Here is a 24,471-nt window from a genome sequence, read left to right on the forward strand (position 1 = left end):
GAATTAGCACAGTGCTGATGAAATAGCTGGAAGAGACGATAATGGCGAAGCAAGGACGGGGATCTGAACAGGCGATGATACGCCTGCCGGACGGCATGAGAGATCAACTCAAGGCTGCTGCTGAAAACAATGGGCGATCGATGAACGCTGAGATTGTCGAGCGTCTCGAACAATCCTTTCGATCGCTGCTGATTCCAGAGGATCTTTGGGGAAGAATTCAGGTCTATGCTCAGCGAAACGGTCGCGCGACCAGCGAAGAGGTTTTGCGCCTTCTGGATCGCGAGTACCCACGGCAGTGGCCGGTTGAAAATAGTCTCGATGAGCTCGTCGAAATGCTCAATATCCTCAAGGAGAGCGCCGATAGCGGAGATATGCAGATCGACGCGTTTGTATCAAAGCTGGAAGAGACCTTCGAAGGCATCGCGTCAGGGCAAATCACTGGCGTTAACTCAAACGTTCGAACCCGCCTTGCGGGGATGTGGGGATACTACAAAGACCAGCAATCGGAAAAGGCATACGAGGCCGAAGTTGACGCTCAATCTGAGCTGGATGACGAGGAGATCAGGTCGATGGAAAGGTTTGGCAATACCGCAAAATTTGCAGACCCACTCCCGCCTGATGCAAACCCGCTGAGCGACAACGTTTACCTAATGGACATCCTTCCACCCGATGCCTTGGCTGAATTGACAAAGAGAATTTCTGAAGCCGACATTGAAGGTGCCGCAGAAGTCTTAAGGTCTGTCTCGAAGGAAGAGATCAGCAGGCGAGTTGAATTTAAAAAGCTTCCACTTGCTGAGCAATATCGCCTTCGAGGCGAAGAGCCTCCGGCTAATCGCGAAGACCCATTTTCGTGGAAGGATTGATTCATGTCAGTCCGCAAGCGCGAATGGACCACACCGAAGGGCGTAGCAAAGAGCGCATGGGTGGTCGATTACGTCGACATCACTGGCAATCGGCGGCTGAAGACGTTCCGCCTGAAGAAGGAGGCCGACCAGTTCGCAGCGACGGCGTCGGTCGAGGTCCGGGAGGGCGTGCACGTCGCCGATAGCGCCAGCGCTACCGTAGAGGCCGCCGGGAAATTATGGATTGCCAACTCCCGGGCGTCGAAACTGGAGCGATCGACGATCGACCAATACGAACGTCATTTGCGCCTGCATATCGTGCCATTCATCGGGTCGCTCAAGCTTTCCTCTTTATCGATCGCCAAGGTGCGGGCATTCGAGGACGCACTCAGGGAAGCAGATCGAACGTCGATCATGATCAAGAAGGTTCTCGTGAGCCTTGGGACGCTGATCGCTGACGCGCAGGAACGCGGCCTCGTGGCGCGCAATATCGTTCGCGATCTCAAGGGCAGGAGGGGATCGGGGGAGAAACGCCAGGAGAGGCGGCAAAAGGGCCGTCTGAAGGTGGGCGTGGATATTCCGACGCGGGAGGAGGCGAAAGCGCTCGTCGGCGTCCTGCAGGGCCGTCACAGGCCGCTGTTTTTAACGGCCATCTTCTGCGGCTTGCGTTCGTCGGAATTGCGCGGATTGCGCTGGCAGGATGTCGATTTCGGGAAGAACGAGATACGGGTCCATCAGCGGGCCGATCGCTATAACGACATCGGAAAGCCGAAGTCGATCGCGGGCGAACGATCGTTGCCAGCGCCGCCCATGGCGATGAATGCCTTGAAGCAGTGGAAGCTGGTCTGCCCGAAACGGGATACCGGCAAGAAGGACGGGGCCGGCGAGAAGATCAAGGTTCTCGATCTTGTCTTCCCGACTGGCGCAGGGAACGTCGAGACGCTGAACAACTTTCTCCGCCGCGGCCTGCACCCAGCTTGGATCGCGGCCGGCGTCACGGTCGACACAGGAGAGGTGGACAAGAAGGGGAAGCCGATCCTTGATGCGAAATACAAAGGCTTGCACGCGCTACGCCATTTCTATGCCTCGTGGTGCATAAACCGGCGGAAAGATGGTGGCCTGGAATTGCCCCCCAAGGTCGTACAAGAGCGCCTCGGCCATAGCACAATCGCCATGACCATGGACGTCTACGGGCACCTGTTCCCGAGGGGCGACGACGCCGAAGAAATGGCAGAGGCAGAGCGTGCTTTTCTTGCGTGACGCAACATGGACGCGACAATTCACGCCAAAACCCCTATTGCATAAGGGGCTGTAGCGGTTTCCTAATCCTGAGGCCGATGGTTCAAATCCATCTGGGATCACCACCCTCGTTTATCGGGCAATCGTCGACGTCTGGTCCATCCGTTTCGGCCGCCTTACCAAGCGAAAGGCGCCGCGGCGGGCGGCTCCCAGCAGCGCTGCAATCAGCCAGCCGCAGAACAATCCGCCTGCCGCCCAGGTGAGACCTGCGAAATCCACCGGCACGCCGGGCACGAAATCGCGCCAGGCATTCGCAAACGTCGTCGAATCGGGATTGCGCATTACCACGAACGGCTTGGTGAACGACGGCGCCAGGGTCAGCTCTTTCTGTTGCTCGGCGAGCATCTCGTAACGCGAAAAGGTCCGCCGCATCGCTTCGCCCTGATTGCGCAGGAAGGTCTGCGGCGAGGCGGAATAGATGTTGAGCGCCTCCTGGCGGTCGAGGCCGTTGTGGTTGGCCTGGGCGTCAAATTCCGAGATCATGATCTTGAGTTCGTCGAGCGCGCCGCCGATCCGCTGGCGGTATTGTTGCGCGAATTCCGGCGCCTGGGAAAAGAAGATCCCGCCAAGCAGCGCCAGCGCCATCGTCAGCATTCTTCCGAGCATGAGCATGGCAAAACCTCGATTGTTTTGCCGATCAACGACGCCGGGCCGTCAAAGGTTGCCTTCTTCAACCCGCACATGCTCCATGCGGAAGCCGAGCCCGATCAACCGGCCGGCGAGATGGGCGAGCAGCGGAAAGCGGGCAATGCCCCGGATGAAGGCCGGCGGGCCCTTGCGCTTCCGGTCGCTTCCCTCATCGGTGCGGCGGCTGCTCCTCATCATCAACTGCAGCTTCTGGGTCGCTCTGGTCGGAAACCCGCGCCGCTTTTCGACGGCGGCGAGATCGGCATCGGCAAGGCGCCTCTCGCGCAGCGGTGCGGCGAGGATATTGGCGGCCGCCACCGCATCCTGGATCGCCAGGTTGACGCCGACGCCGCCGATCGGCGACATCGCATGCGCCGCGTCGCCGATGCAGATCAACCCCGTCCGCCACCACTGCTTCAGCCGGTCGATGCGCACCGTCAGCAGGTTGGTATCCTCGAAACTGCGGACCTCCCGCATCCGCTCGGCCGGTAGGGGCGAAACGTCGATCACCATCTGCCGAAAGGCCTCGATGCCCTTTTCGCGGATGTCGGCGAACGTGGTGCGGCGGATCACATACCCGCATTGCCAATAGTCGCCGCGGTCGATCAGCACGAAACCCTGGCGCGGTCCGGCATGCCCCATCACCTCGTTCGGATCGCCCTTCTGTTTCGACAGCTTCATCCAGACGACCTCGCTCGGCATGCCGAAACTCTCGACGTCGAGCCCGGCCTTTTCCCGCACGATCGAATTGCGGCCGTCGGCACCGACGACCAGCGCCGAGCGGATGGTGAGCTCTCCTTCCGGCGTCTCCAGGACGAGGCCGGAAATTTCGCCCTGATCCTCCATCACGTCCGTCACCTTCGCCTGCATAACCAGCCGGAAGTTCGGATAACCTTGCGCCTTTGCGGCGAGAAAACTCAAAAAGTCCCATTGCGGCATGAAGGCGATGAAGCGGTTCCTGACTGGCAGCCGCGAAAAATCCGCGATCGTCACCGTCTTGCCGCCCATTTCGGCGGACAGCCTTGCCGCCCGCGTGTGCGGCAGCTTCAGAAATTCGTCGATCAGGCCAAGCTCGTGCATCACCTCCAGCGTCGAGGGATGGATCGTATCGCCGCGGAAATCGCGCAGAAAATCGGCGTGCTTCTCGACGACGATGACATCGACGCCGGCCCGCGCCAGCAGGAGGCCGAGCATCAGGCCGGCCGGACCGGCGCCGGCGATCACGCAAGTCGTCTGGATTTCACGGTGTTCGCTCATCATCCCACTTCGCGCCAAGAGCACCCGTTGTGCAAGCTGCACTTGGTCGCAGCCGGGCCGAATTCAAGCCCGCTCTTGTGAGCCGTGGCTTTCGCTTGTAGACCAACGGCAGCTTTAGGAAATGGAAGACAGCATGGCCGAAACCGGCAAGCGCCGCATCAGCATCCTCGGTTCCACCGGCTCGATCGGCGTCAATACGTTGGATGTGGTGAACCAGCTCGGCGGCCGGGAGGCCTTCGAGGTCGTCGCCATCACCGGCAACAGCAATATTGCGCTTCTGGCAGACCAGGCGAAGGCATGCGGTGCAAAACTGGCCGTCACCGCCGACGACGGCCAGTATGGGGCATTGAAGGACGCACTTGCTGGCAGCGGCATCGAGGTCGCCGCCGGCCGCGAGGCGCTGATCGAAGCCGGCGCGCGGCCGTCCGACTGGGTGATGGCGGCAATCGTCGGCACCGCCGGCCTCGCCCCGACGCTGGCCGCCGCCGAACGTGGCGCCGATATCGCGCTCGCCAACAAGGAATGCCTCGTCTCCGCCGGCGAACTGTTCGTCAGGGCGGTTGCCGAGGGCGGCGGACGGCTGATCCCGGTCGACAGCGAACACAGCGCCATCTTCCAGTCGCTTGAAGACGACCAGCACCACGCGGTCGAGCGCATCGTGCTCACCGCCTCCGGCGGCCCCTTCCGCACCTGGACGCGCGAGCAGATGGCGGGCGTCACCGCGGATATCGCCCGCGCCCACCCCAACTGGTCGATGGGCCTGAAGATCTCGATCGGCAGCGCCTCGATGTTCAACAAGGCGCTGGAGATGATCGAGGCGAAACATCTCTTCGATCTGCGGCCGGACCAGATCGAGGTGATCGTCCATCCGCAATCGGTGATCCATTCCATGGTCGGGTACAGGGACGGGTCGGTGCTGGCGCAGCTCGGCTGTCCGGACATGCGCACCGCGATCGGTTATGCGCTGACCTACCCGAACCGCACCAGGCTTGATGTCGAGCGCCTGGATTTCGCCAAACTCGCAAGGCTGGATTTCGAGGCACCGGACGAGGTGCGTTTCCCGGCGCTAAGACTGGCGCGCACCGCGCTCGAACGCGGCGGCGTGCAGGGCGCGGTGATGAACGCCGCGGAGGAAATCGCCTTCCACGCCTTCTGCGCGGGCCGCATCGGCTTCCTCAACATGGCGGATATCGCCGAACAGGTGATGGACGACATGGCGGGCCATCCGCCCGCAGCGACGATGGACGAGGTTTTTGCGGTAGACGCCGAAGCCCGGCGCCACGCTGGAGAGATCATCGCGCAAAAAGAAATGGCCGCGTAAGCGGCCATTCATGATCCGGACCTTTGTCGATCGTTCAAGCCACGTGCCGCGCCAGCGCGCAGCGTGACCAAAGCTGGTGCAGCGAACCGACCAGGTGCTCGATGTCCGCATCGCTATGCAGCGGCGTCGGGGTGATGCGCAGGCGTTCGGTCTTGCGCGGCACGGTCGGATAGTTGATCGGCTGCACATAGACGTTGCAGGTGTCGAGCAGGATATCCGAGATCCATTTGCACTTGGCCGCATCGCCGACCATGACCGGCACGATATGGCTCGGGTTGTGCATGTGCGGAATGCCTTGCTGATCGAGCATCGTGCGCAGCTTCTTGACGCGGTCCTGATGGCGGACGCGCTCGAAAGGGCTTGCCTTCAGATGCCGGATCGAGGCGATCGCTCCGGCTGCCAGCGTCGGCGGCAGTGCCGTCGTGAAGATGAAGCCCGAAGCGAACGAGCGGATGAAATCACAGAGCGCGGTCGAAGCGGCGATATAACCGCCCATCACGCCGAACGACTTGCCGAGCGTGCCCTCGATGATCGTCAGACGGTCCATCAGGCCTTCGCGTTCGGCGATGCCGCCGCCGCGCGGGCCGTACATGCCGACCGCATGCACTTCGTCGAGATAGGTCATCGCGCCGTATTTCTCGGCGAGGTCGCAGATTTCCTTGATCGGCGAGATATCGCCATCCATCGAATAGACGCTCTCGAAGGCGATCAGCTTCGGCGCGTTCGGATCGGCGGCCGCCAGCTTTGCCTCTAGATCGTTGAGGTCGTTGTGCTTCCAGATCACCCGTTCGCACTTGGCATAACGAATGCCTTCAATCATCGATGCGTGGTTCAACGCGTCGGAGAAGATGATCAGGCCGGGGATTTTCTGGCCGAGCGTGCCGAGGGTCGCCCAATTCGACATATAGCCCGAATTGAAGATCAGCGCCGCTTCCTTGCCGTGCAGGTCCGCGAGTTCCTGCTCGAGAACCACGTGGTAGTGCGTCGTGCCAGAAATATTCCGGGTGCCTCCCGCACCCGCGCCACAGTGATCGATGGCTTCCTTCATCGCCTCGATCACGGCGGGGTGCTGGCCCATGCCGAGATAATCGTTCGAACACCAGACGGTCACTTCCTTCGGACCATCGGGAGTATGGCGGGTGGCGCGGGGAAAATTGCCGCGATGCCTCTCCAGATCGGCGAACACACGGTAACGGCCTTCCCCATGAAGTCCGTCCAGTTCGCTCTTGAAAAATGCCTCGAAGTCCATGCTCACACTCCAGAACCTGCCTCGGTTTTGGTTTCAGCCGCGCTTTTCGTCAACCCCGCACCGCGCGAATAGAACCAACCTGCGGCAAAAGGCCCGCTTTTTTTGAATTATTCCAATAAAAAGATAAGCGATTTCGAAAATGTGAGAATTGATCCACGTCAAGTAGCAAAAAGAAGAGCGGCCTCCACCGCTCTTTCAGGCTTTTGCGGGCGATCTCGATTCGCCTCAACCGGCAGACGCCACCGCCCTTTTGGCCATAACCTTCACCAGGTTGGCGCGGTATTCCGCGTTCGCGTGCATGTCCGCCATCAGGTTGGAGGCATCGACCGCGACATTGCTCAATGCATCCGCCGACCAGTTGGAGGCCAGCGCCTGTTCGAAGCCCGGATGACGGAAGACGCCGGATGAGCCGGCGCCGGTCACCGCGACACGCACGCCACCTGCGGTTTTCGCCGCGAACACGCCGGTCATGGCAAAGCGCGAGGCCGGGTTGTTGAACTTGGCATAGCCCGCCTTTTCCGGCCCCTCGAAGGTGACTGATGTCACCATCTCGCCCTCCTCCAGCGCGGTCTCGAAAAGACCGGTGAAGAAATCGTCCGCCAAGATCGAACGCCGGTCGGTGACGATGGTCGCGCCAAGCCCGAGCAGGCCGGCGGGATAGTCCGCCGCCGGGTCGTTGTTGGCGATCGAACCGCCGATCGTGCCCATGTGGCGCACATGGGGGTCGCCGATATGGCCCGCGAGCTTGCAGATCGCCGGACAGATGGCCGCAAGCTCCCGCGAAGCGGCCACGTCCGCATGCGGCGTGGCGGCCCCGATCGTAACCTTGCGGCCGTCGACCGAAATCCCGCGCAGCGTCGGGATATGACGAAGGTCGATCAGGTCGCTCGGCGCGGCGAGCCGCTGTTTCATGGTCGCGATCAAGGTCATGCCGCCGGAAAGGTATTTGCCCTCCTCGTTGGCGGACTTGAGCTTGACGGCATCTTCCACCGAGGATGCACGATGATAGCTGGTAGCATACATGTCTTTTCTCCTCAGTGAGCCGTCTGCAATGCCTGCCAGACCTTCATCGGGGTCGCCGGCATAGTGAGTTTGTTATGGCCGATCGCATCGGTGATGGCGTTGATCAGCGCCGGCGGCGAACCGATCGCGCCCGCCTCGCCGCAGCCCTTGATGCCGAGCGGATTGCTGGGACACGGCGTGTTCTGGTGCGACAGCGTGAACGACGGCAGGTCGTCGGCGCGCGGCATGGCATAATCCATGTAGCTTGCCGTCAGCAGCTGGCCGTTCGCATCATACTGCACGTTTTCGAGCAGCGCCTGGCCGATGCCCTGGGCAATGCCGCCATGCACCTGGCCCTCGACGATCATCGGGTTGATGATGTTGCCGAAATCGTCGGCCGCGACGAACTGGACGATGTCCGTCTCGCCGGTATCCGGATCGATCTCCACCTCGGCAATGTAGCAGCCGGCCGGGAAGGTGAAGTTGGAGGGATCGTAGAAGGCGGTTTCCTTCAAGCCCGGCTCCATGCCCGAAGGCAGGTTGTGGGCGGTATAGGAGGCGAGCGCCACCTGGAACCACGGCACCGCCTTGTCGGTGCCGGCGACCTTGAGCTCGCCGTTCTCGATGACGATATCCTCCTCGGACGCCTCCATCAGATGCGCGGCGATCTTCTTCGCCTTGGCCTCGACCTTGTCGAGCGCCTTGACGATCGCCGACATGCCGACCGCGCCGGAACGCGAACCGTAGGTGCCCATGCCCATCTGTACCTTGTCGGTATCGCCATGGACGATGCTGATGCTCTCGATCGGCACGCCGAGGCGGCCGGCAACGAGCTGCGCGAAGGTGGTTTCATGGCCCTGGCCGTGGCTGTGCGAGCCGGTCAGCACCTCGATCGTGCCGACGGCGTTCACCCGCACTTCCGCCGATTCCCACAAGCCGACACCGGCACCGAGCGAACCGACCGCAGCCGACGGCGCAATGCCACAGGCCTCGATATAGCAGCTCATGCCGATGCCGCGCTTCTTGCCCTTGGCTTCCGATTGCGCCCGCCGTGCGGCAAACCCTGCCCAGTCGGCGGCCTGCATCGCGGCATTCAGCGAGGCTTCGTAGTCGCCCGCGTCATAGTTCATGATGACAGGCGTCTGGTAGGGGAAGGTTCGGATGAAGTTCGCCCTACGCAGCTCCGCCGGCGAGACGCCGAGTTCGCGGGCCGCCGTCTCCATGGTCCGTTCGAGCAGGTAGGTCGCTTCCGGACGCCCGGCGCCGCGATAGGCATCGACCGGCACCGTATTGGTATAGACGGTGCGGACATTGGCGTGGATCGCCGGGATCGCATACTGGCCGGACAGCAGCGTCGCATAGAGATAGGTCGGCACCGCCGAGGAGAACAGCGACATATAGGCGCCGAGATTGGCGATCGTATCGACCTTCAGCGCCGTGATCCGGTTGTTGGCATCGAAGGCCATCTTCACCTTCGAGACGTGGTCGCGGCCATGGGCGTCGGTCAGGAACGCTTCGGTGCGGTCCGAGGTCCATTTCACCGGCACGCCGGTCTTCTTCGAGGCCCAGAGACAGATGATCTCTTCCGGGTAGATATAGATCTTCGAACCGAAACCGCCGCCGACATCCGGCGCGATGACGCGCAGCTTGTTTTCGGGCGCCACATTGTAGAAGGCGCTCATCACCAGCCGCGCCACATGCGGGTTCTGGCTGGTCGTGTAGCAGGTGTAATGATCTTCCGCCATATCGTAGATGCCGAGCGTGGCGCGCGGCTCCATCGGGTTGGGCGAGAGGCGGTTGTTGAGGATCTCGATCTCGGTGACATGCGCCGCCGCCGCAATCGCCTTGTCCACCGCATCCGGCTCACCGATCTGCCACTCGAAAATCAGGTTGCCGGGCGCTTCCGGATGAATCTGCGTCGCGCCGGAGGCAAGTGCTGCAACCGCCTCGACCACTGCCGGCAACTGCTCGTAGTCGATGACCACGGCTTCCGCAGCATCGCGGGCTTCGCCGGAGGAGTCGGCGACCACGATTGCGATCGCATCGCCCACATAACGCACCGTATCGACGGCGAGCGGATGCCAGGCACCCATCTTCATCGGCGTTCCATCCTTCGAATGGATCATCCAGCCGCAGATGAGATTGCCGATGCCGTCCGCCTGCAGCTGCTTGCCGTCGAGCACGTCGATGACACCAGGCATGGCTTTCGCTGCAGTCGCGTCGATGTTTTTGATCGTCGCATGCCCGTAGGGACTGCGGACGAAATAGGCATATTTCATGCCCGGGACGGTCATATCGTCCGTATAGCGGCCCTTGCCGGTCAAGAAGCGTTTGTCTTCCTTGCGGGTAACGCGTGCACCGATTCCTTCAACACCCATGTTCATCTCCTCCCGAGATGGTGATTAGTGATGGAAAGTGAGTAGGAGTTAGTCGGTAGTGAGTAGTTCAGGGGCTGAAATGCGGCCACCCGGACCACCAATCACCAGCGACTACTCACGACCCACTCACTCAGCGGCCTGACGCCCCGTTGCCATTTCGGCATCGGCGGCAAGGATCGCCTTGACGATGTTGTGGTAGCCGGTGCAACGGCAGATATTGCCTTCGAGCCCGGCGCGGACCGTCTTTTCGGTGAGCGTCCCGCCTTCGCGGTTGATCAGGTCGACTGCCGTCATCACCATGCCGGGCGTGCAGAAGCCGCATTGCAGGCCATGATGCTCCTTGAAAGCGGCTTGAACCGGATGCAATTCGCCCTGGCCGGCGAGGCCTTCGATCGTCGTAATCGTCGAGCCGGATGCCTGCACCGCCAGGATCGAACAGCTCTTCACCGAATGGCCGTCCATATGAACGACGCAGGCGCCGCACTGGGTCGTATCGCAGCCCACATGCGTTCCCGTCAGACCAAGTTTTTCGCGGATGAAATGCACGAGCAGGGTGCGGTCCTCGCACTCGCCGCTCATCGCGCGGCCGTTCACGGTCAGCGTCACTTTCGTCATATGATCCTCCTCATGTCCCTCCCGGACACGCCCGTCATCATTTGCTTTTTTACCTAAGGGATCAACCGCTACTTTCTACGGAAACGGCAATATTTTGGTCGGCAGCCCGACGGGCGAACCGCCCTTCGCTTCCGTCGAACACCGAGTAACTATCGGCAACCAAAACAAAAATCGGTGCGCAAAATATTGAGCTCATATGGACTCTTTAACCTCGCGACCTATTGTTCCCTGTGATGGCTGCTTGAATTGACCCGCGGAAACCCTCGGAGTCTGCAAGGCGGCCGGGCAAAATGAAGAACAAACAGGAGGATCTCATGAAGAAGGCCTTGGTGCTTTTGATGGTCGGCGCTTCGCTCGCGAGCTGCACGGCAACTGAACAGGGCGCCGGCATCGGCGCAGCATCCGGCGCCGTGATCGGCGGCCTGGCTACCGGCAACGTCCGCGGCGCGGCCGTTGGCGCTGCGATCGGCGGCGTTTCCGGCGCATTGATCGGCTCCGTCGCCGAACAGCCGGGACAGTGCTACTACCGCGACCGTTATGGCCGTCGCTATATCGACAGCTGCCCGCGCCGTTACTGACTACCGCGTGGATTGCAGAAAAAACTGTGGCCCCGGAGCACACTCCGGGGCTTTTTCTTTCATGAAATCATCACGAAGGGGTACCCGGCTTCGTCTTTTGCAGTTAGATAGTTCGCTTCGTCGGATGCTATGAAGGCTTCCAGCCGGGGGATCCACAGCAGTTTGCGTATGCGGAACGAAAACACTGGGCGGACAGGAAAGCTGAGGTTGAGGGGGGCAGGCACAGCCGCGATGCTCGCCGCTGCACTTCTCGTTTCCCCGCCGCTTTCCGGCAACGCCTACGCTTTCAAACTCTTCGGCATCACCCTGTTCGGCGACGACGAAGACAAGGCCGAGGTGATCGATCCCGTCCGTTACGACGCGACGCTCGAAGCCGGCAATGCGGACAAGGACCTCAAGAAGCGCCTCGAATCCGCTGCTTCCCTGATCACCGACGAAAAGCAGCCGGTCTCCGGCGATCTCGGCGTCATCATCAAGGCGCGCGAAGACCGCGACCGGCTGATCGCCGTGCTCTACGAAGAGGCCCGTTACGGCGGCACCGTGCATATCTCCGTCGCCGGAACTGATATCGACCGCCTGCCGCCCAACCCTGCATTCGACCACGCGGCACCCGTGCCGGTCACAGTCCGCGTCGATCCCGGCCCGGTCTTCAAGCTTGGTTCCGTTCGCTTCGACGGTGACGCGGTCGGCCACGATCCGGAAAAATACGATCTCGTTCCCGGCGGTGAGGCAGGTTCGCGCCTGATCCTGAAGGCCGGCGAACAGCTTCTCGTCGATTTGAAGAACGAAGGCCGCCCGCTCGCAAAGCTGACGGAACGGCAGGTGACGGCCGATCATCGCACCAACACGATCGACGTGGTGCTCGGTGCCGTCGGTGGTCCGGTCGCGCCGTTCGGCACCGTCGCCGTGAAAGGATCGCGCACCGTCGATGCCGCCTTCATCAGCCGGTATTCGCGGCTCGACAGACACGGACAATATTCTCCGGTGCAGTTGAAGAAGGCGAACGACCGCCTGCGCGAGCTCGGCGTCTTCTCGAGCGTGACGATCCAGGAGGCGGACAAGCTGGCGCCGGACGGTTCGTTGCCGCTGACGATCGAGGTGTCGGAAGGCAAGCATCGTTATTTCGGCTTCGGCGCCGAATATTCCTCGATCGACGGCGCCGGCCTCGAAGGCTACTGGGGCCACCGCAACCTCTTCGGGGAAGCAGAATCGCTTCGAATCGAAGGCAAGGTGTCCGGCATCGGCGCCACCACCGACGTCACCACGTTCGATTATTCCGCCGGCATCATCTTCACCAAGCCTGGAGCCTTCGTGCCGGAAGCGACCTTCGAATCCCGCCTGGAAGCCAAGAGTGAAACGCCTGACGTCTACGAGGCGCAGACCATCATCTATTCGGCCGGCGTCACCTACGAGTTGAACGAGACCGACAAGCTCAAGGGCGGCGGAGAGATCGCCTATATCGACGCGGACGATGCCTTCGGCAACAACCAGTACCTCACGCTCAGCCTGCCGATCGGCTTCGAGCGCGACGCGCGGGACAACAAGCTCGACCCCACCAAGGGATATTACGCGACCCTCTCCGCCAAGCCGAGCTACGAGCTGATGGACGGCACGATCTTCTCGTCGTTCGAGGGCTCGATCTCGGGTTATCTCGGCCTCGGACAGGAGGATCGGATCGTGCTGGCCGCCCGTCTGGCCGCCGGAACGCTGGTCGGCGGAAGCGACCTTGAAAGAATTCCGGCGACGCGCAGATTCTTCGCCGGCGGCGGCGGATCGGTGCGTGGTTACGCCTATCGGGAAATTTCGCCCTATAACAGCGCCGATGAGGCCACGGGCGGGCGGTCCTATACGCTGGGATCTTTCGAAGTGAGGGTAAAAGTGTCAGAAAACATAGGCATTGTACCTTTTGTCGACATTGGTACGGTATCGACCGGAATCGTGCCCGATTTTTCTGATATACGTGCCGGTGCAGGGATTGGCGTGCGATATGCCACGCCTTTTGGACCGCTGAGATTGGACGTTGCAATTCCCTTGCAGCGCTATGACGGCGGTAGCCAGTACGGTATCTATGCGGGCATAGGACAGGCATTCTGAAAGGCAGTGAAGGGTAGCGTTTAAGGCATGATGCTGATGGTACGCCTGTTGAAATGGGTCTTGAAGGCTACGCTTGGCGTGGTCGCGATCCTGTTCGTCATGGCCTTGGGCGTCGTCCTTTTCGTCGCCCTCACCCCGGTCGGCGGACGCGTCGCCGCGGACCGCATTTCCGCCATCGTCTCCACGCCTGACCGCGGCATCTCCTTCACCCGGCCAGAAGGCCTGCTGACCGGCGATCTGCGTATCGATGCCCTTACGCTTTCCGACGACATGGGCCCCTATGCCCAGATCGGCGGCATCAAGATCGACTGGTCTCCGACGTCATTGGTAACCGGCGTCTTCCGCGCCGAACATATTTCCGCCGACACCGTCAATTTCATCCGTGCGCCGCGGCCGCCGAAAGCGCCCGCCACGACACAAGCGACATCAACGGGCTCCTCCGGATCGCCCTTGCCGGTCGGCATCCGCGTTGCGCAGATCGACCTGCCGGACATCAATCTCTCGCAGGCATTTTCGGGGCGGGACTTCTCCCTTTCGGTGAAGGGGTCGATCGACGCGACCGGGCCTGACATTTCGCTCGACCTGCAGGCGACCCGCAAGGACGAGCCGGATGCCAGGGCATCTGCCGACGTGGTCTACGCGCCGTCCCAAAACCGCCTGACCCTCAAGGCTACCGTGTCCGAGCCGCAGGGCGGCCTGCTCGCCCGCCTTTTGCGTCTGCCCGGCACTCCGGCGGTCGAGCTGGCGCTCGATGGCGAGGGACCTCTGTCCGACTGGGCCGGCAGGTTGCAGGGCAGCGTCGGCGGTACACCCGTCATCGCGGTCGACGGCAAACATGTACAGGTCGAAAACGGCAGGCACAGGGTGGAGGTGACCGGCGGCGGCCAGCTGTCGACGCTTCTTCCGCCCGCCTTTCGTCCGCTGTTCGGCGGTACGACCGACATCAACATCGCCGCCATCTATGCACCCTCCGGCCGGGTGGATATCGAACGCGGCGAACTCACCTCCGGCGCCGTGAAGATCGCCGCCAAGGGCGCATGGGATCAGACGGGTGACAACAGCCTCACCGCCAGCCTCAACGGCGTGAAGGGCCCGGTCGATTTCGTCTGGCCGATCAGCGGACAGGAGAGCCGCTTCTCCTTCGAAAGCATCAATTTCACGCTGACCGGAGCGGCCGCCTCGGCGCGCTTCAACGCGACGGCTGCACTCAGCGCCGCCGAACTGCCGCAGGGGCGCTTCGGCCAGATCCGCCTGCAGGCGGAAAGCGAGGACCTCAACCTCATCAGCCGCTCGGGCAGCATCCGCAGCCGCTTCACCGTCGCCCGCACGGATTTCGCCAACGACGATCTCGACCGGGTGATCCGCGGGCCGGTGACATTGGATGCGCCGCTCAGGCTCGCACCACCGGCGATCGGCCTGGATGCGGCGACCTTCGACAGCGGCAACGTGAACGGTACGCTTTCCGGCGCCTATGACATGTCGAAACAGGCGGTCACCGGCAATTTCCGGGTTTCCGCCAATCCTGCCGTCCTGCCGCCGGGACTGGTTTCGAAGTTCGAGGGCAAGCTTTCCGCCGAGGGCTACGTCAATATGGTGAACGGCGGTCGCGTCAGCCTCGAGAACTTCGTGATGCGCTCGAACGCCATCGAAGCGCACGGCAATATGCTGCTCGACAATCGGACCGTCACCGGGCGCCTAGCCGGCCGCGTCCCGGATCTGAAGCGTTGGCTGCCGGAGGCCGAGGGGGCTGCCGGTTTCGACATCTCCGCCAAGGGGCCGTTGAACGCAATGGGCGTCAGGGCCGTGGTCAATTCCGCCGACGCTAGGCTGGTCGGCCGCAAGCTCCAGGACATGAGCTTCATCCTGGAAGGCACTGCCGATCCGAACGCACCCAAGGGCAAGCTGACCGGCACGGGTTCGCTGGACGGCCAGCCGATCCGCGTCAATGCCGACGTCGCTTCCGTCCAGGGCCGCACCAGCGCGCCGGCAATCACTGCCGAGATCGGTCCGAACAAGCTGACCGGCGCCTTGAACTTCTCTCCCGCGTTCCTGCCGGAAGGCCAACTCACGTTCGATTTCCCGGATGTCTCCCTGCTTGCGGCACTTGCGGCCCAGCAGGCCCAGGGCGACCTGAAGGGAACGGTGATGTTCAGCAATACCGGCGGCAAGGCCGGCGCGGTGATCCGCGCTTCCGGAAAGGCGCTTCGCCGCGGCACGATCGAGATCGCCCAACCGAATATCGATCTCGCCATTGCCGACATCAAGGCGATTGCAGCCGAGGGCACGGTCCGCGCCACGCGCATCGGCGCAGGCTCGGTCGGCATCAACGACGTCAACCTCGGCGTCAGCCAGGGCGGCAACCGGACCAACTTCAATCTCGCCGCCCAGTATGACAACGCGCCCCTTACCGCGGTCGGCGATATCCAGACCGGCGCCGATATCTCGGTCGGCATCGAGAGCTTCGCAGCGGCGCCGCGCAGCATCCCGGTCCGGCTTGCCGCGCCGACCCGCATCGCGGTCGCCAATGGCGGTGCGCGTCTTGCCGATCTGACCATCGCAACCGGGACCGGCAGCGTCACCGTCAACGGCACGGCCGGCTCGGCACTGGATCTTACTGCCAATGTCAAAGCCCTGCCCGCGAACCTCATCAACGCGTTTGTGCCCGCGATCAACGCAGCCGGCACGATTTCCGGCACGATCAACGCCACCGGCGCCGCGTCTGCCCCAGCCATACGCTATGACCTAGAATGGAGTGATGCACAGCTTCGCCAGTCGCGCGATGCTGGCATCAGTCCATTTCGAGTCCAAGCAAGCGGCAGCTTCGCCAACGGGACAGTCACATTAGACAAGACCCGCCTGACGGGCTCCGGCGGCCTCGATCTCTCGGCTGCCGGCAAGGTCATCCTGAAGGACGGCATTCCCGCGCTCGACATCAACGCCCGCGCCAATGCCGTGCCCGCCAGCCTGGTCAACGCGTTTGCGCCGAGCCTCGGCGCCCGCGGCACGATTTCCGGCACGGTGACCGCGACGGGGACGCCGCAAGCCCCCGCTGTCCGTTATGATCTGCGCTGGGCCGATGCCGGCGTTGCGCAGACCACGTCCGCCGGGGTCGCCGCTTTCAACATCACCGCCGGCGGCACGTTCCAGAACGGCACCGTCACCCTCGACACCCGCCTTTCGGGCGGCGGCGGCGTCGCGTTATCGGGCGGCGGCTCCGTCTCGCTCGCAGGCGAAAAGCCGCTCAATCTGAAATTCAGCGGAAAACTGCCCTTCTCGATCCTCGCCGGGCAGATGGCGGCGCAAGGGTTCGTCCTGGAAGGCACCGGCAATGTCGACCTCGCGATCGGCGGCACGGCTGCGGCGCCGGCGATCACCGGCACGGCATCCTCGTCCGGCGCAAGGCTGGTGGATGTCCGGCGCAATCTCGCCCTGACGGATCTTGCCGCCACTGTCGCCTTCGATGGCAAAAGCGCCAATATCTCCAGGCTCACGGCCAAGCTCTCGGGCGGCGGCACGGTCTCGGTCCAGGGCTCCGTCGGCATCACGCCGGGCTCGGGCTTTCCGGCCGACCTGAAGATCACCCTTGCCCAGGCATCCTACGCCGACGGCGCGCTCTTTGCCGCGACCGCAGACGGCGCCCTGACGATCACCGGCCCGCTGACCTCCGGCCCGGTCCTCGGCGGTAAGGTAACGCTGACAAAGGCGGCAATCACCGTGCCCGCCCGCCTGCCAACCTCGCTATCCGCCATCGATATCCGCCATCGCAATGCGCCGCCCGACGTGCTGCGGCAGATGGAGAAGCTGCGGCCGAAGGGCGCCAGCGGCAGTTCGAACCCGATCGCGCTCAATCTTCAGATCAGCGCGCCGAATGGCATCTTCGTGCGTGGACGCGGCATCGACGCCGAACTCGGCGGTGACCTGACGGTGACGGGTACGGCCATCGCGCCGGTCGTTGCCGGCGGTTTCCAGATGCGCCGCGGCCGTATCGTCATCCTCGCCAAGCGGATGGATTTCACCGATGGCGACATCACCTTCGGCGGCGGCCTGATCCCTATTCTCAACATGGAGGCAAACACCACCTCCGCCTCGACGACGATCACGGTGAAAGTCACCGGCGTCGCCAACGACCCGACGATCGCCTTCTCCTCCTCGCCCGCCCTGCCCCAGGACGAGGTTCTGGCGCGCCTGATCTTCGGCCAGTCGATGTCGCGGCTGTCGCCGCTGCAGATCGCCCAGCTGGCCGACGCCGTCACCCAGCTTGCCGGCGGTGGCTCCACATCGCTGCTGGAAACGTTGCGCAGCAATCTCGGCGTCGACGATCTCGACATCAACACGGATGCGACCGGCCAGACCACCGTGTCGGTCGGCCGCTACATCAACAACCGCACCTACATCCAGGTCGAACAGGGCGGAGAGAGCGGCGCGGAAGCGACGATCAATCTCGATGTCGGCCGCGGTGTCAAGCTCAAGGCGGGCGCCGGCACCGAAGGTGGCAAGGCCGGCATCTTTTATGAGCGCGAATACTGATCTCGCATATTTCGTTTCATTCCTGCTTGCTCGGGAGCAAAAGCATGACCTCCAAAGACATCACATTGATCGGCGTTCCTCTGGAAGAGGGCTCCGGTCGCGGCGGCTGCGCCATGGGTCCCGCGGCCTTCAGGCTTGCCGGCATCGTCAAGGCGCTGGAGGGCCTCGGTTTCCGGGTAGTCGACAATGGCGACCTGCGCCCGGAACCGGCAGCTGACCTGCCGGAGAGAACCGACGCGAAGAACCTGCCGATCGTCGCTGCGTTCACGCGCGCGCTCGAGACCCGGACCTATGAAATGGCCAAGGCCGGCACCATCCCGGTGATCATGGGCGGCGACCACGCCCTTTCCATGGGCAGCGTGCCGGGCATGGCGCGTTACGCTTCCGAGATCGGTCGGCCGCTTTTCGTTCTCTGGCTCGATGCCCATACGGATTTCAACACGCCGGAGACATCACCCTCCGGCAATATCCACGGCATGCCGGTCGCCTTCTTTACCGGCCAGGCGGAGTTTGCACCGATTCTCGACAGCACCCGGCCCAAGGTCGATCCCAAAAACGTCTTCCAGATCGGCATCCGCTCCGTCGACGAAATCGAGCGGAAGCTCATCGCCGATCATGGCGTCAACGTCTTCGACATGCGCGCCATCGACGAGCACGGGATTGCCGCGATCATGCGCCAGGTGATCGCGGCGGTAAACGCCGCCAATGGCCTCTTGCATGTCAGCCTGGACGTCGATTTCCTGGATCCGGACATAGCGCCGGGCGTCGGTACCACCGTGCCGGGCGGCGCGACCTTCCGCGAGGCGCACCTGATCATGGAAATGCTCCACGATACGGGGCTCGTCGCGTCACTCGATCTCGTCGAGCTCAATCCGTTCCTCGACGATCGCGGCAAGAGCGCCCGGATCATGGTGGAGCTGGCGGCAAGTCTTTTCGGCCGGCGCGTTCTTGATCGTCCAACCCGCTCTGCATAAACAGATGCACAAGTCCCGATCTTAAATAAAGATTGCAGTTTCCCGCAAGAAATCTCAATACAAGTTCATGGATATAAATAGTAATTGAAATATACTCCCCGTTAGGAAATTTGACGATAGACAAGTGGATACGTATTTTCCACAATTCCGCGAAAACAGAACTATTGACCTTCCGTTAATTCATCAATGCTATTTTTTGCAGGACTCAGTGTTCCGGCGGCGAGATGGTTATCTCGTTAGGCTGCTGGCAAATTGAGCCAGTTCGGGAACTTACAGACGGGGGCAGACAAGCCAGATGTCCATACTTTCACTTCCAGGCGCTGACGCGAAGGCAGTACTTGCTGCGCTCACCAAGTCGCAGGCCATTATCGAGTTTGATCTATCCGGAAAGGTTCTCACGGCGAACGAAAACTTCTGCAAGACGCTTGGCTACACGCTTTCCGAAATCGTCGGCAAGCATCACAGCCTGTTCTGCGATCCGAATTACGTGAAATCGCAGGCCTACAAGGATTTCTGGGCGAATCTAGGCAAGGGTAATTATGATGCCGCCGCCTATAAGCGCATCGGCAAGGGTGGCCGCGAGATCTGGATCCAGGCCTCCTACAATCCGGTGACCTCAGGCGGCAAGCCTTACAAGGTGGTCAAGTTCGCAACCGACATCACTGCCGCCAAGCTCAAATCCGCCGAAGACGAAGGCAAGATCAACGCCATCTCGCGCACCCAGGCCATCATCGAGTTCACGCCCGGTGGCGACGTCCTGACTGCCAACGAAAATTTCCTCGCCTGTGTTGGCTACCAGCTTTCGGAAATCACCGGCAGACATCACAGCATGTTCTGCGAGCCGTCGTTCCGTGACAGCGCCGAATACCCGCAATTCTGGAAGAAGCTTGCCGGCGGCGAAGCGATTGCCGCCGAGTTCAAGCGCATCGGCAAGGGCGGCAAGGCGGTCTGGATCCAGGCGTCCTACAATCCGATCTTCGACGCCGACGGCCGCGTCTTCAAGGTGGTCAAGTTTGCAACCGACATCACCGAACGTGTCCGCGCCGTCGATGACATCGCCGGCGGCCTGACGTCTCTCTCAAACGGCGACCTGACGTTCCGGATCGAAAAGCCCTTCATTTCAACACTGGAACAGATTCGCCTCGATTTCAACGAAGCCATCGGAAAACTGGCCGAGGCCATGCGCACCGTCGGCGAGAATGCCGAGGGGATCGCTGGAGGCTCCAGCGAGATCCGCCAGGCTTCCGACAGCCTTGCCAAACGCACCGAGCAACAGGCGGCGGCAGTCGAGGAGACCGCTGCGGCGCTTGAAGAAATCAGCCGTACCGTCACCGATAGCGCCAAACGCGCGGAAGAAGCGGGTACCCTTGTCTCGCATGCTAAAAAAAGCGCCGAACATTCCGGCGCCGTGGTGCGCAACGCGGTAAACGCGATGGGCCAGATCGAGACGTCGTCCCGGGAAATCTCCAATATCATCGGCGTGATCGACGAGATCGCCTTTCAGACAAACCTGCTGGCGCTCAATGCGGGTGTCGAGGCGGCACGCGCCGGCGAAGCGGGCAAGGGCTTTGCGGTCGTTGCCCAGGAAGTCCGCGAACTGGCTCAACGTTCCGCCAGTGCGGCCAAGGAAATCAAGACGCTGATCTCGACCTCCTCCGAACAGGTCAAGCGTGGCGTCGCGCTCGTCGGCGAAACCGGCAAGGCGCTCGACGAGATCATGTCCCAGGTGGACGAGATCAACGGCAATGTCACAGCGATCGTCGAGGCTGCCCGCGAACAGTCGACGGGCATCAAGGAGATCAGCAAGGCCGTCAACTCGATGGACCAGAACACGCAGCAGAACGCTGCCATGGTCGAGGAAACGACCGCTGCCAGCCACAGCCTGGCGCGCGAAGCCGAAACCCTGCGGGATCTTCTGGGACGGTTTAGATTTGCTCAACATTCTTCACGTAAGATTGAAATAGCGCGACCTGATGCACGACCCGTTGCATCGCCGGCACGCAAACTCATGGCAACGGTCGCGCGGACCACAACGGGTGCCGCCGCTGCCGCTCAGGCAACGGATAGTTGGGAAGAATTCTGATGGCTACGACGATCAACTCCACAAGCTACAGCGGCGAAACGCTGGAAATCATCGCCTTCCGCCTCCATGACCAGGAGTTCTGCGTCAAGACAACGACGATCCGCGAAATCCGCGGATGGGCGCCTTCGACGCCGATCCCGCACGCACCGGCCGATGTCATCGGCGTCATGAACCTTCGCGGTTCTGTAATCCCGATCATCGACCTTGCCTACAAGCTCGGCATGAAGAGCACGGTTGCCAACGAGCGCAGCGCCATCGTCGTCGCCGAAGTCCACAACATGGTCATCGGCATGCTCGTCGACCGCGTCTCGGACATCCTGACGATCCCATCGAGCCAGGTTCAGCCGGTTCCGGAAATCTCCGCCTCCTTCGACAAGTCGTTCTCCGAAGGCATCATCGCCAACGAGAACGGCATGATCTGCTTCCTGAACCTCGCCAAGATGTTCAAGGGCACCGAAGCCGACGATCTGGCTGCCTGATTGCGATAACGGGGGCCAAGAAAGGCCTGCGCATTCGACCTCAAGGCCAAGGCGGTTGGCTGGAAAGACTCTAAGCCGCTATAAGATTATGGAGCCCGCAGCCTTGAACCGCCGCGGGCTTTTTTCATGATTATTCCTTCGGCTCGAACGGGGCCGGCCGGCGCCCGGCGCCCTGGCGGGCCAGCATCCAGCCCGGATATTCCGGAGCAAGCGCGCTCACCTCGTCGAGCTTCACCATATCCTCGGCGTCCAGCTTCAGCTTCACGGCCTTCAGATTCTCTTCGAGCTGTTCCAGCCGCTTGGCGCCGATGATGACGCTCGTCACGAAGGGTTTGGCCAGGATATAGGCCAGCGCCACTTCCGCGACGCTCGCGCCGTGCCTGGCACCGACCTCACGCATGGCTGCGACGCAAGCCCAGGCGCGCTCCTTGTCGACCGGCGGAAAATCGAAGCTGGCGCGGCGGCCCTCGCCATTGCCCGGCGCGCCGGGACCATACTTGCCGGAGAGCAGCCCGCCGGCGAGCGGCGACCAGACCATCAGGCCGAGCTTTTCCTCCTGCATCAGCGGCACGATATCCCGCTCCAGGTCGCGGCCGGCAATCGAATAATAGGCCTGCACCGTCTCGAAACGGGCATAACCCTTGCGCTCGGAAATGCCGAGCGCCTTCGCCATCCGCCAGGCCGCCCAGTTGGAAAGGCCGATGTAACGGACGAGACCGCGCGACACGAGATCGTCAAGCGCCCGAAGCGTCTCGTCGACCGGCGTTACCGTATCGGTGCCATGGATCTGGTAGAGATCAATATGGTCCATCTGCAGCCGTTCGAGGCTCTGCTCGACCGAATCCATGATATGGCCGCGCGAAGCGCCGCGATCGTTCGGCTTGTCACCCATCTGGCCATGGAATTTCGTGGCGATGATCACGTCCTTGCGCGCTACGCCGAGGTTCTTGATCGCCTGGCCGAGAATGAGCTCGGATTTACCCTGGGAATAGACATTCGCCGTGTCGATGAAATTGACACCCGCGGCAAGCGAACGCTCGACGATCCTGTCGGCGGCGTCCTGATCGAGACCGGCGACGGCACTCCAGACGGCACCCGCCTGGTTCTCGCCGAAGGTCATCGTGCCGAGGCAGATTTCCGAGACGAAAAGACCTGTATTGCCCAATTGATTGTAGCGCATGGAGAACTCCCGTGTGCACTGAAGATATGAAGAGATAAAAGCAGTCGTTCGGAGCCGGATCGGGCACGCGGGCGCGTGCGTCTCGCAGGGAAAGCGACGTCGGGCTCCGGAACGCAATCTAGTCCGGAATCCGCCGCCGTCAATCGGAGCCGCCTCCGTTTTCATCCTCACATTTTCGTGCAAGGCAAAAGGAAAGGGCAGCACAAGCCGCCCTCCCTTCATGCTTTTCGATGAATGTCAGCCGAACAGAACCAGGCTGCTCCGCAGCGTCACCCAGACGCCCCAGAGAAGCGGGATGCCGACCACTGCCCAGGCGATCGCCGCCTTGGCATCCAGACCACCGGTGCCGATGCCGAAGGAGCCGGTCGGACCGGCATTCGCGGCGGCCGTCTTTGCCTGCAGCGAAGCGACTTCGTGGTCCGACATGAACCACTTGTCGGCAAGCGGGCGGACCAGCGAGTTGGCGATCAGCCCCAGCACCAGCATGCCGGCGAGGATGTACATCGTGCCGGTATAGAGCGCCGGACCGGCAGGCACACCCGCCGTGAGCTGCGCTTCGCGGATATAGTTGACGACGACGGGACCGAGAATGCCGGCCGTCGCCCAGGCCGTCAGCAGACGGCCGTGGATCGCACCGACGAACTGGGTGCCGAAGATATCCGCGAGATAGGCAGGGATGGTCGCAAAACCACCGCCATACATGGACAGGATAACGCCGAAGGCGAGCACGAAAAGCGCCTTGTTGCCCATGTCGGCAAGCGTCGGAGCAAGCGCGTAAAGTACGATGCCGAGCACGAAGAACGTATAGTAGGTATTCTTGCGGCCGATCTTGTCGGAGAGCGACGCCCAGAAGAAGCGCCCGCCAATGTTGAACAGTGACAGCAGACCGGCAAAACCGGCCGCGATCGTGGCGATCTGCGCCTTCTGACCAGTATCGAGCTGCGAGAAGGTCAGGTTCGGCAGGCCGATCAGCGAACCGGCGAAGATTTCCTGCAGCATTGGCGACGCCATGCCGATAACCCCGATGCCGGCCGAAACGTTCAAGCAAAGCACCAGCCAGATCATCCAGAACTGCTTGGTCTTGTGTGCATCCCGCAGATGGACGTGCTTGGTGGTGATCATCGTCGTCTTGGAGACCGGAGGCGTCCAGCCTTCCGGACGCCAGCCGGCCGGCGGGATGCGATAACCGAAGGCGCCACCTATCATGAAGCAGAAATAGATCACCGCCATGCAGACGAAGGTCTGCCAGACGCCGACCGAAGCATCGGTCTTGAAATAGTTCATCAAGAGGTTGGCAAGCGGAGCACCGATCATCGCACCGCCGCCGAAGCCCATGATGGCCATGCCCGTCGCCATGCCGCGGCGGTCGGGGAACCACTTGATCAGCGTCGAAACCGGCGAAATGTAACCGAGACCGAGGCCGACACCACCGATCACGCCGGCGCCGATCCACATCAGCCACAGCTGATGGGTCATGACGCCGATCGCCGCGACGATAATGCCGCCGCACCAGCAGCAGGCCGAGACGAAGCCTGCCTTGCGCGGGCCGACCCGTTCCAGCCAGCCGCCCCAGATCGCCGCCGAGCAACCGAGCAGCACGAAGAACAGCGTGTAGATCCAGCCCAGATCCGCAACACGCCAGTTGCAGCTTGTCGTGAACAGGGCCGAGATGAGATTGAGACTGGCGCAGGACGGGTCCTGCGCGGTACCCAAGGCGCGGGAGAGCGGCAGCCAGAAGACGCTGAAGCCGTAAGCCATGCCGATGCAAAGATGAATGGCCAAAGCTGCCGGCGGCACGAGCCAGCGATTGAAACCTGGTTTTGCGATAATACGTTCCCTATCGAGGAGCCCGACATTGCCTGTCAGGCCCTCGTCCGTCGTTCCAGCAATTGCCATTTAAAATATCCTCCCTCGGATGATGGCTAGGCTCTATTCCTCCTCCGGCCCCTCACCTGCCGGATGGATG

At 62.1% G+C, this 24,471-nt stretch carries 17 protein-coding genes; 9 read left to right on the forward strand and 8 right to left on the reverse strand.

Going from position 1 to position 24,471, the window contains the following annotated elements; all coding sequences use genetic code 11:
* Nucleotides 1-41 precede the first annotated feature (41 nt).
* Complete coding sequence (locus tag LZK81_RS20655) at nt 42-863, forward strand: Arc family DNA-binding protein (RefSeq protein WP_233954507.1); 822 nt, start codon at nt 42-44, stop codon at nt 861-863.
* A gap of 3 nt (nt 864-866) precedes the next feature.
* Nucleotides 867-2,102: a tyrosine-type recombinase/integrase gene (locus LZK81_RS20660; RefSeq protein WP_233954508.1), complete on the forward strand. Its 1,236-nt coding sequence runs from the start codon at nt 867-869 to the stop codon at nt 2,100-2,102.
* Between the two features lie 111 nt (nt 2,103-2,213).
* On the opposite strand, the gene LZK81_RS20665 is transcribed toward LZK81_RS20660, so the two are convergent.
* Nucleotides 2,214-2,753, reverse strand: coding sequence for a DUF2937 family protein (locus LZK81_RS20665; RefSeq protein WP_046605293.1), 540 nt, complete (start codon nt 2,751-2,753; stop codon nt 2,214-2,216).
* Between the two features lie 42 nt (nt 2,754-2,795).
* Nucleotides 2,796-4,025, reverse strand: coding sequence for an FAD-dependent oxidoreductase (locus tag LZK81_RS20670; RefSeq protein WP_233954509.1), 1,230 nt, complete (start codon nt 4,023-4,025; stop codon nt 2,796-2,798).
* A 133-nt stretch (nt 4,026-4,158) separates the two neighbouring features.
* Here LZK81_RS20670 and dxr point away from each other — a divergent pair, with 133 nt between their 5' ends.
* Nucleotides 4,159-5,346 carry a 1-deoxy-D-xylulose-5-phosphate reductoisomerase gene (gene dxr, locus LZK81_RS20675; protein ID WP_233954510.1) on the forward strand — a complete coding sequence of 396 codons (1,188 nt, stop codon included), beginning with the start codon at nt 4,159-4,161 and terminating at the stop codon, nt 5,344-5,346.
* 34 nt (nt 5,347-5,380) lie between these two features.
* On the opposite strand, the gene hemA is transcribed toward dxr, so the two are convergent.
* The 4 genes from hemA to LZK81_RS20695 all read right to left on the reverse strand — a co-directional run bounded on the left by hemA (nt 5,381) and on the right by LZK81_RS20695 (nt 10,590).
* The gene (hemA, locus tag LZK81_RS20680) at nt 5,381-6,595 is read right to left on the reverse strand and encodes a 5-aminolevulinate synthase (RefSeq protein ID WP_233954511.1); all 1,215 of its coding nucleotides are present in this window, start codon (nt 6,593-6,595) and stop codon (nt 5,381-5,383) included.
* Between the two features lie 225 nt (nt 6,596-6,820).
* On the reverse strand, nt 6,821-7,618 hold the full coding sequence (locus tag LZK81_RS20685; RefSeq protein ID WP_233954512.1) for an FAD binding domain-containing protein: 798 nt from the start codon (nt 7,616-7,618) through the stop codon (nt 6,821-6,823).
* An 11-nt stretch (nt 7,619-7,629) separates the two neighbouring features.
* Nucleotides 7,630-9,975: a xanthine dehydrogenase family protein molybdopterin-binding subunit gene (locus LZK81_RS20690; RefSeq protein ID WP_233954513.1), complete on the reverse strand. Its 2,346-nt coding sequence runs from the start codon at nt 9,973-9,975 to the stop codon at nt 7,630-7,632.
* 126 nt (nt 9,976-10,101) lie between these two features.
* Complete coding sequence (locus tag LZK81_RS20695) at nt 10,102-10,590, reverse strand: (2Fe-2S)-binding protein (protein ID WP_233954514.1); 489 nt, start codon at nt 10,588-10,590, stop codon at nt 10,102-10,104.
* 314 nt (nt 10,591-10,904) lie between these two features.
* Here LZK81_RS20695 and LZK81_RS20700 point away from each other — a divergent pair, with 314 nt between their 5' ends.
* The 6 genes from LZK81_RS20700 (at nt 10,905) to LZK81_RS20725 (ending at nt 21,325) form a co-directional block, all read left to right on the forward strand.
* Nucleotides 10,905-11,168 (forward strand): glycine zipper domain-containing protein, encoded by a 264-nt coding sequence (locus LZK81_RS20700; RefSeq protein WP_007759184.1) that lies wholly within the window; start codon nt 10,905-10,907, stop codon nt 11,166-11,168.
* A gap of 168 nt (nt 11,169-11,336) precedes the next feature.
* The gene (locus LZK81_RS20705) at nt 11,337-13,262 is read left to right on the forward strand and encodes an autotransporter assembly complex protein TamA (RefSeq protein WP_418936459.1); all 1,926 of its coding nucleotides are present in this window, start codon (nt 11,337-11,339) and stop codon (nt 13,260-13,262) included.
* A gap of 27 nt (nt 13,263-13,289) precedes the next feature.
* Entirely contained in the window at nt 13,290-17,789 is a 4,500-nt protein-coding gene (locus LZK81_RS20710; protein ID WP_233954516.1) for a translocation/assembly module TamB domain-containing protein, read from the forward strand.
* A gap of 44 nt (nt 17,790-17,833) precedes the next feature.
* The gene (gene rocF / locus LZK81_RS20715; RefSeq protein ID WP_233954517.1) at nt 17,834-18,763 is read left to right on the forward strand and encodes an arginase; all 930 of its coding nucleotides are present in this window, start codon (nt 17,834-17,836) and stop codon (nt 18,761-18,763) included.
* Nucleotides 18,764-19,058: 295 nt separating this feature from the next.
* On the forward strand, nt 19,059-20,846 hold the full coding sequence (locus tag LZK81_RS20720) for a methyl-accepting chemotaxis protein (protein WP_233954518.1): 1,788 nt from the start codon (nt 19,059-19,061) through the stop codon (nt 20,844-20,846).
* Nucleotides 20,846-21,325, forward strand: coding sequence for a chemotaxis protein CheW (locus LZK81_RS20725; RefSeq protein WP_038546443.1), 480 nt, complete (start codon nt 20,846-20,848; stop codon nt 21,323-21,325). The genes LZK81_RS20720 and LZK81_RS20725 overlap by 1 nt, the downstream gene beginning before the upstream one ends.
* A 130-nt stretch (nt 21,326-21,455) precedes the next feature.
* Here the strand turns inward: LZK81_RS20725 and LZK81_RS20730 are convergent, their stop codons facing one another.
* Together LZK81_RS20730 and LZK81_RS20735 are read right to left on the reverse strand one after the other, a co-directional pair.
* The gene (locus tag LZK81_RS20730) at nt 21,456-22,505 is read right to left on the reverse strand and encodes an aldo/keto reductase (RefSeq protein WP_233954519.1); all 1,050 of its coding nucleotides are present in this window, start codon (nt 22,503-22,505) and stop codon (nt 21,456-21,458) included.
* 237 nt (nt 22,506-22,742) lie between these two features.
* Nucleotides 22,743-24,401, reverse strand: coding sequence for an OFA family MFS transporter (locus tag LZK81_RS20735; RefSeq protein ID WP_233954520.1), 1,659 nt, complete (start codon nt 24,399-24,401; stop codon nt 22,743-22,745).
* Between the last annotated feature and the right edge of the window lie 70 nt (nt 24,402-24,471).

The sequence above is a fragment of the Neorhizobium galegae genome (assembly GCF_021391675.1).
GTDB classification, from domain to species: Bacteria; Pseudomonadota; Alphaproteobacteria; order Rhizobiales; family Rhizobiaceae; genus Neorhizobium; species Neorhizobium galegae_B.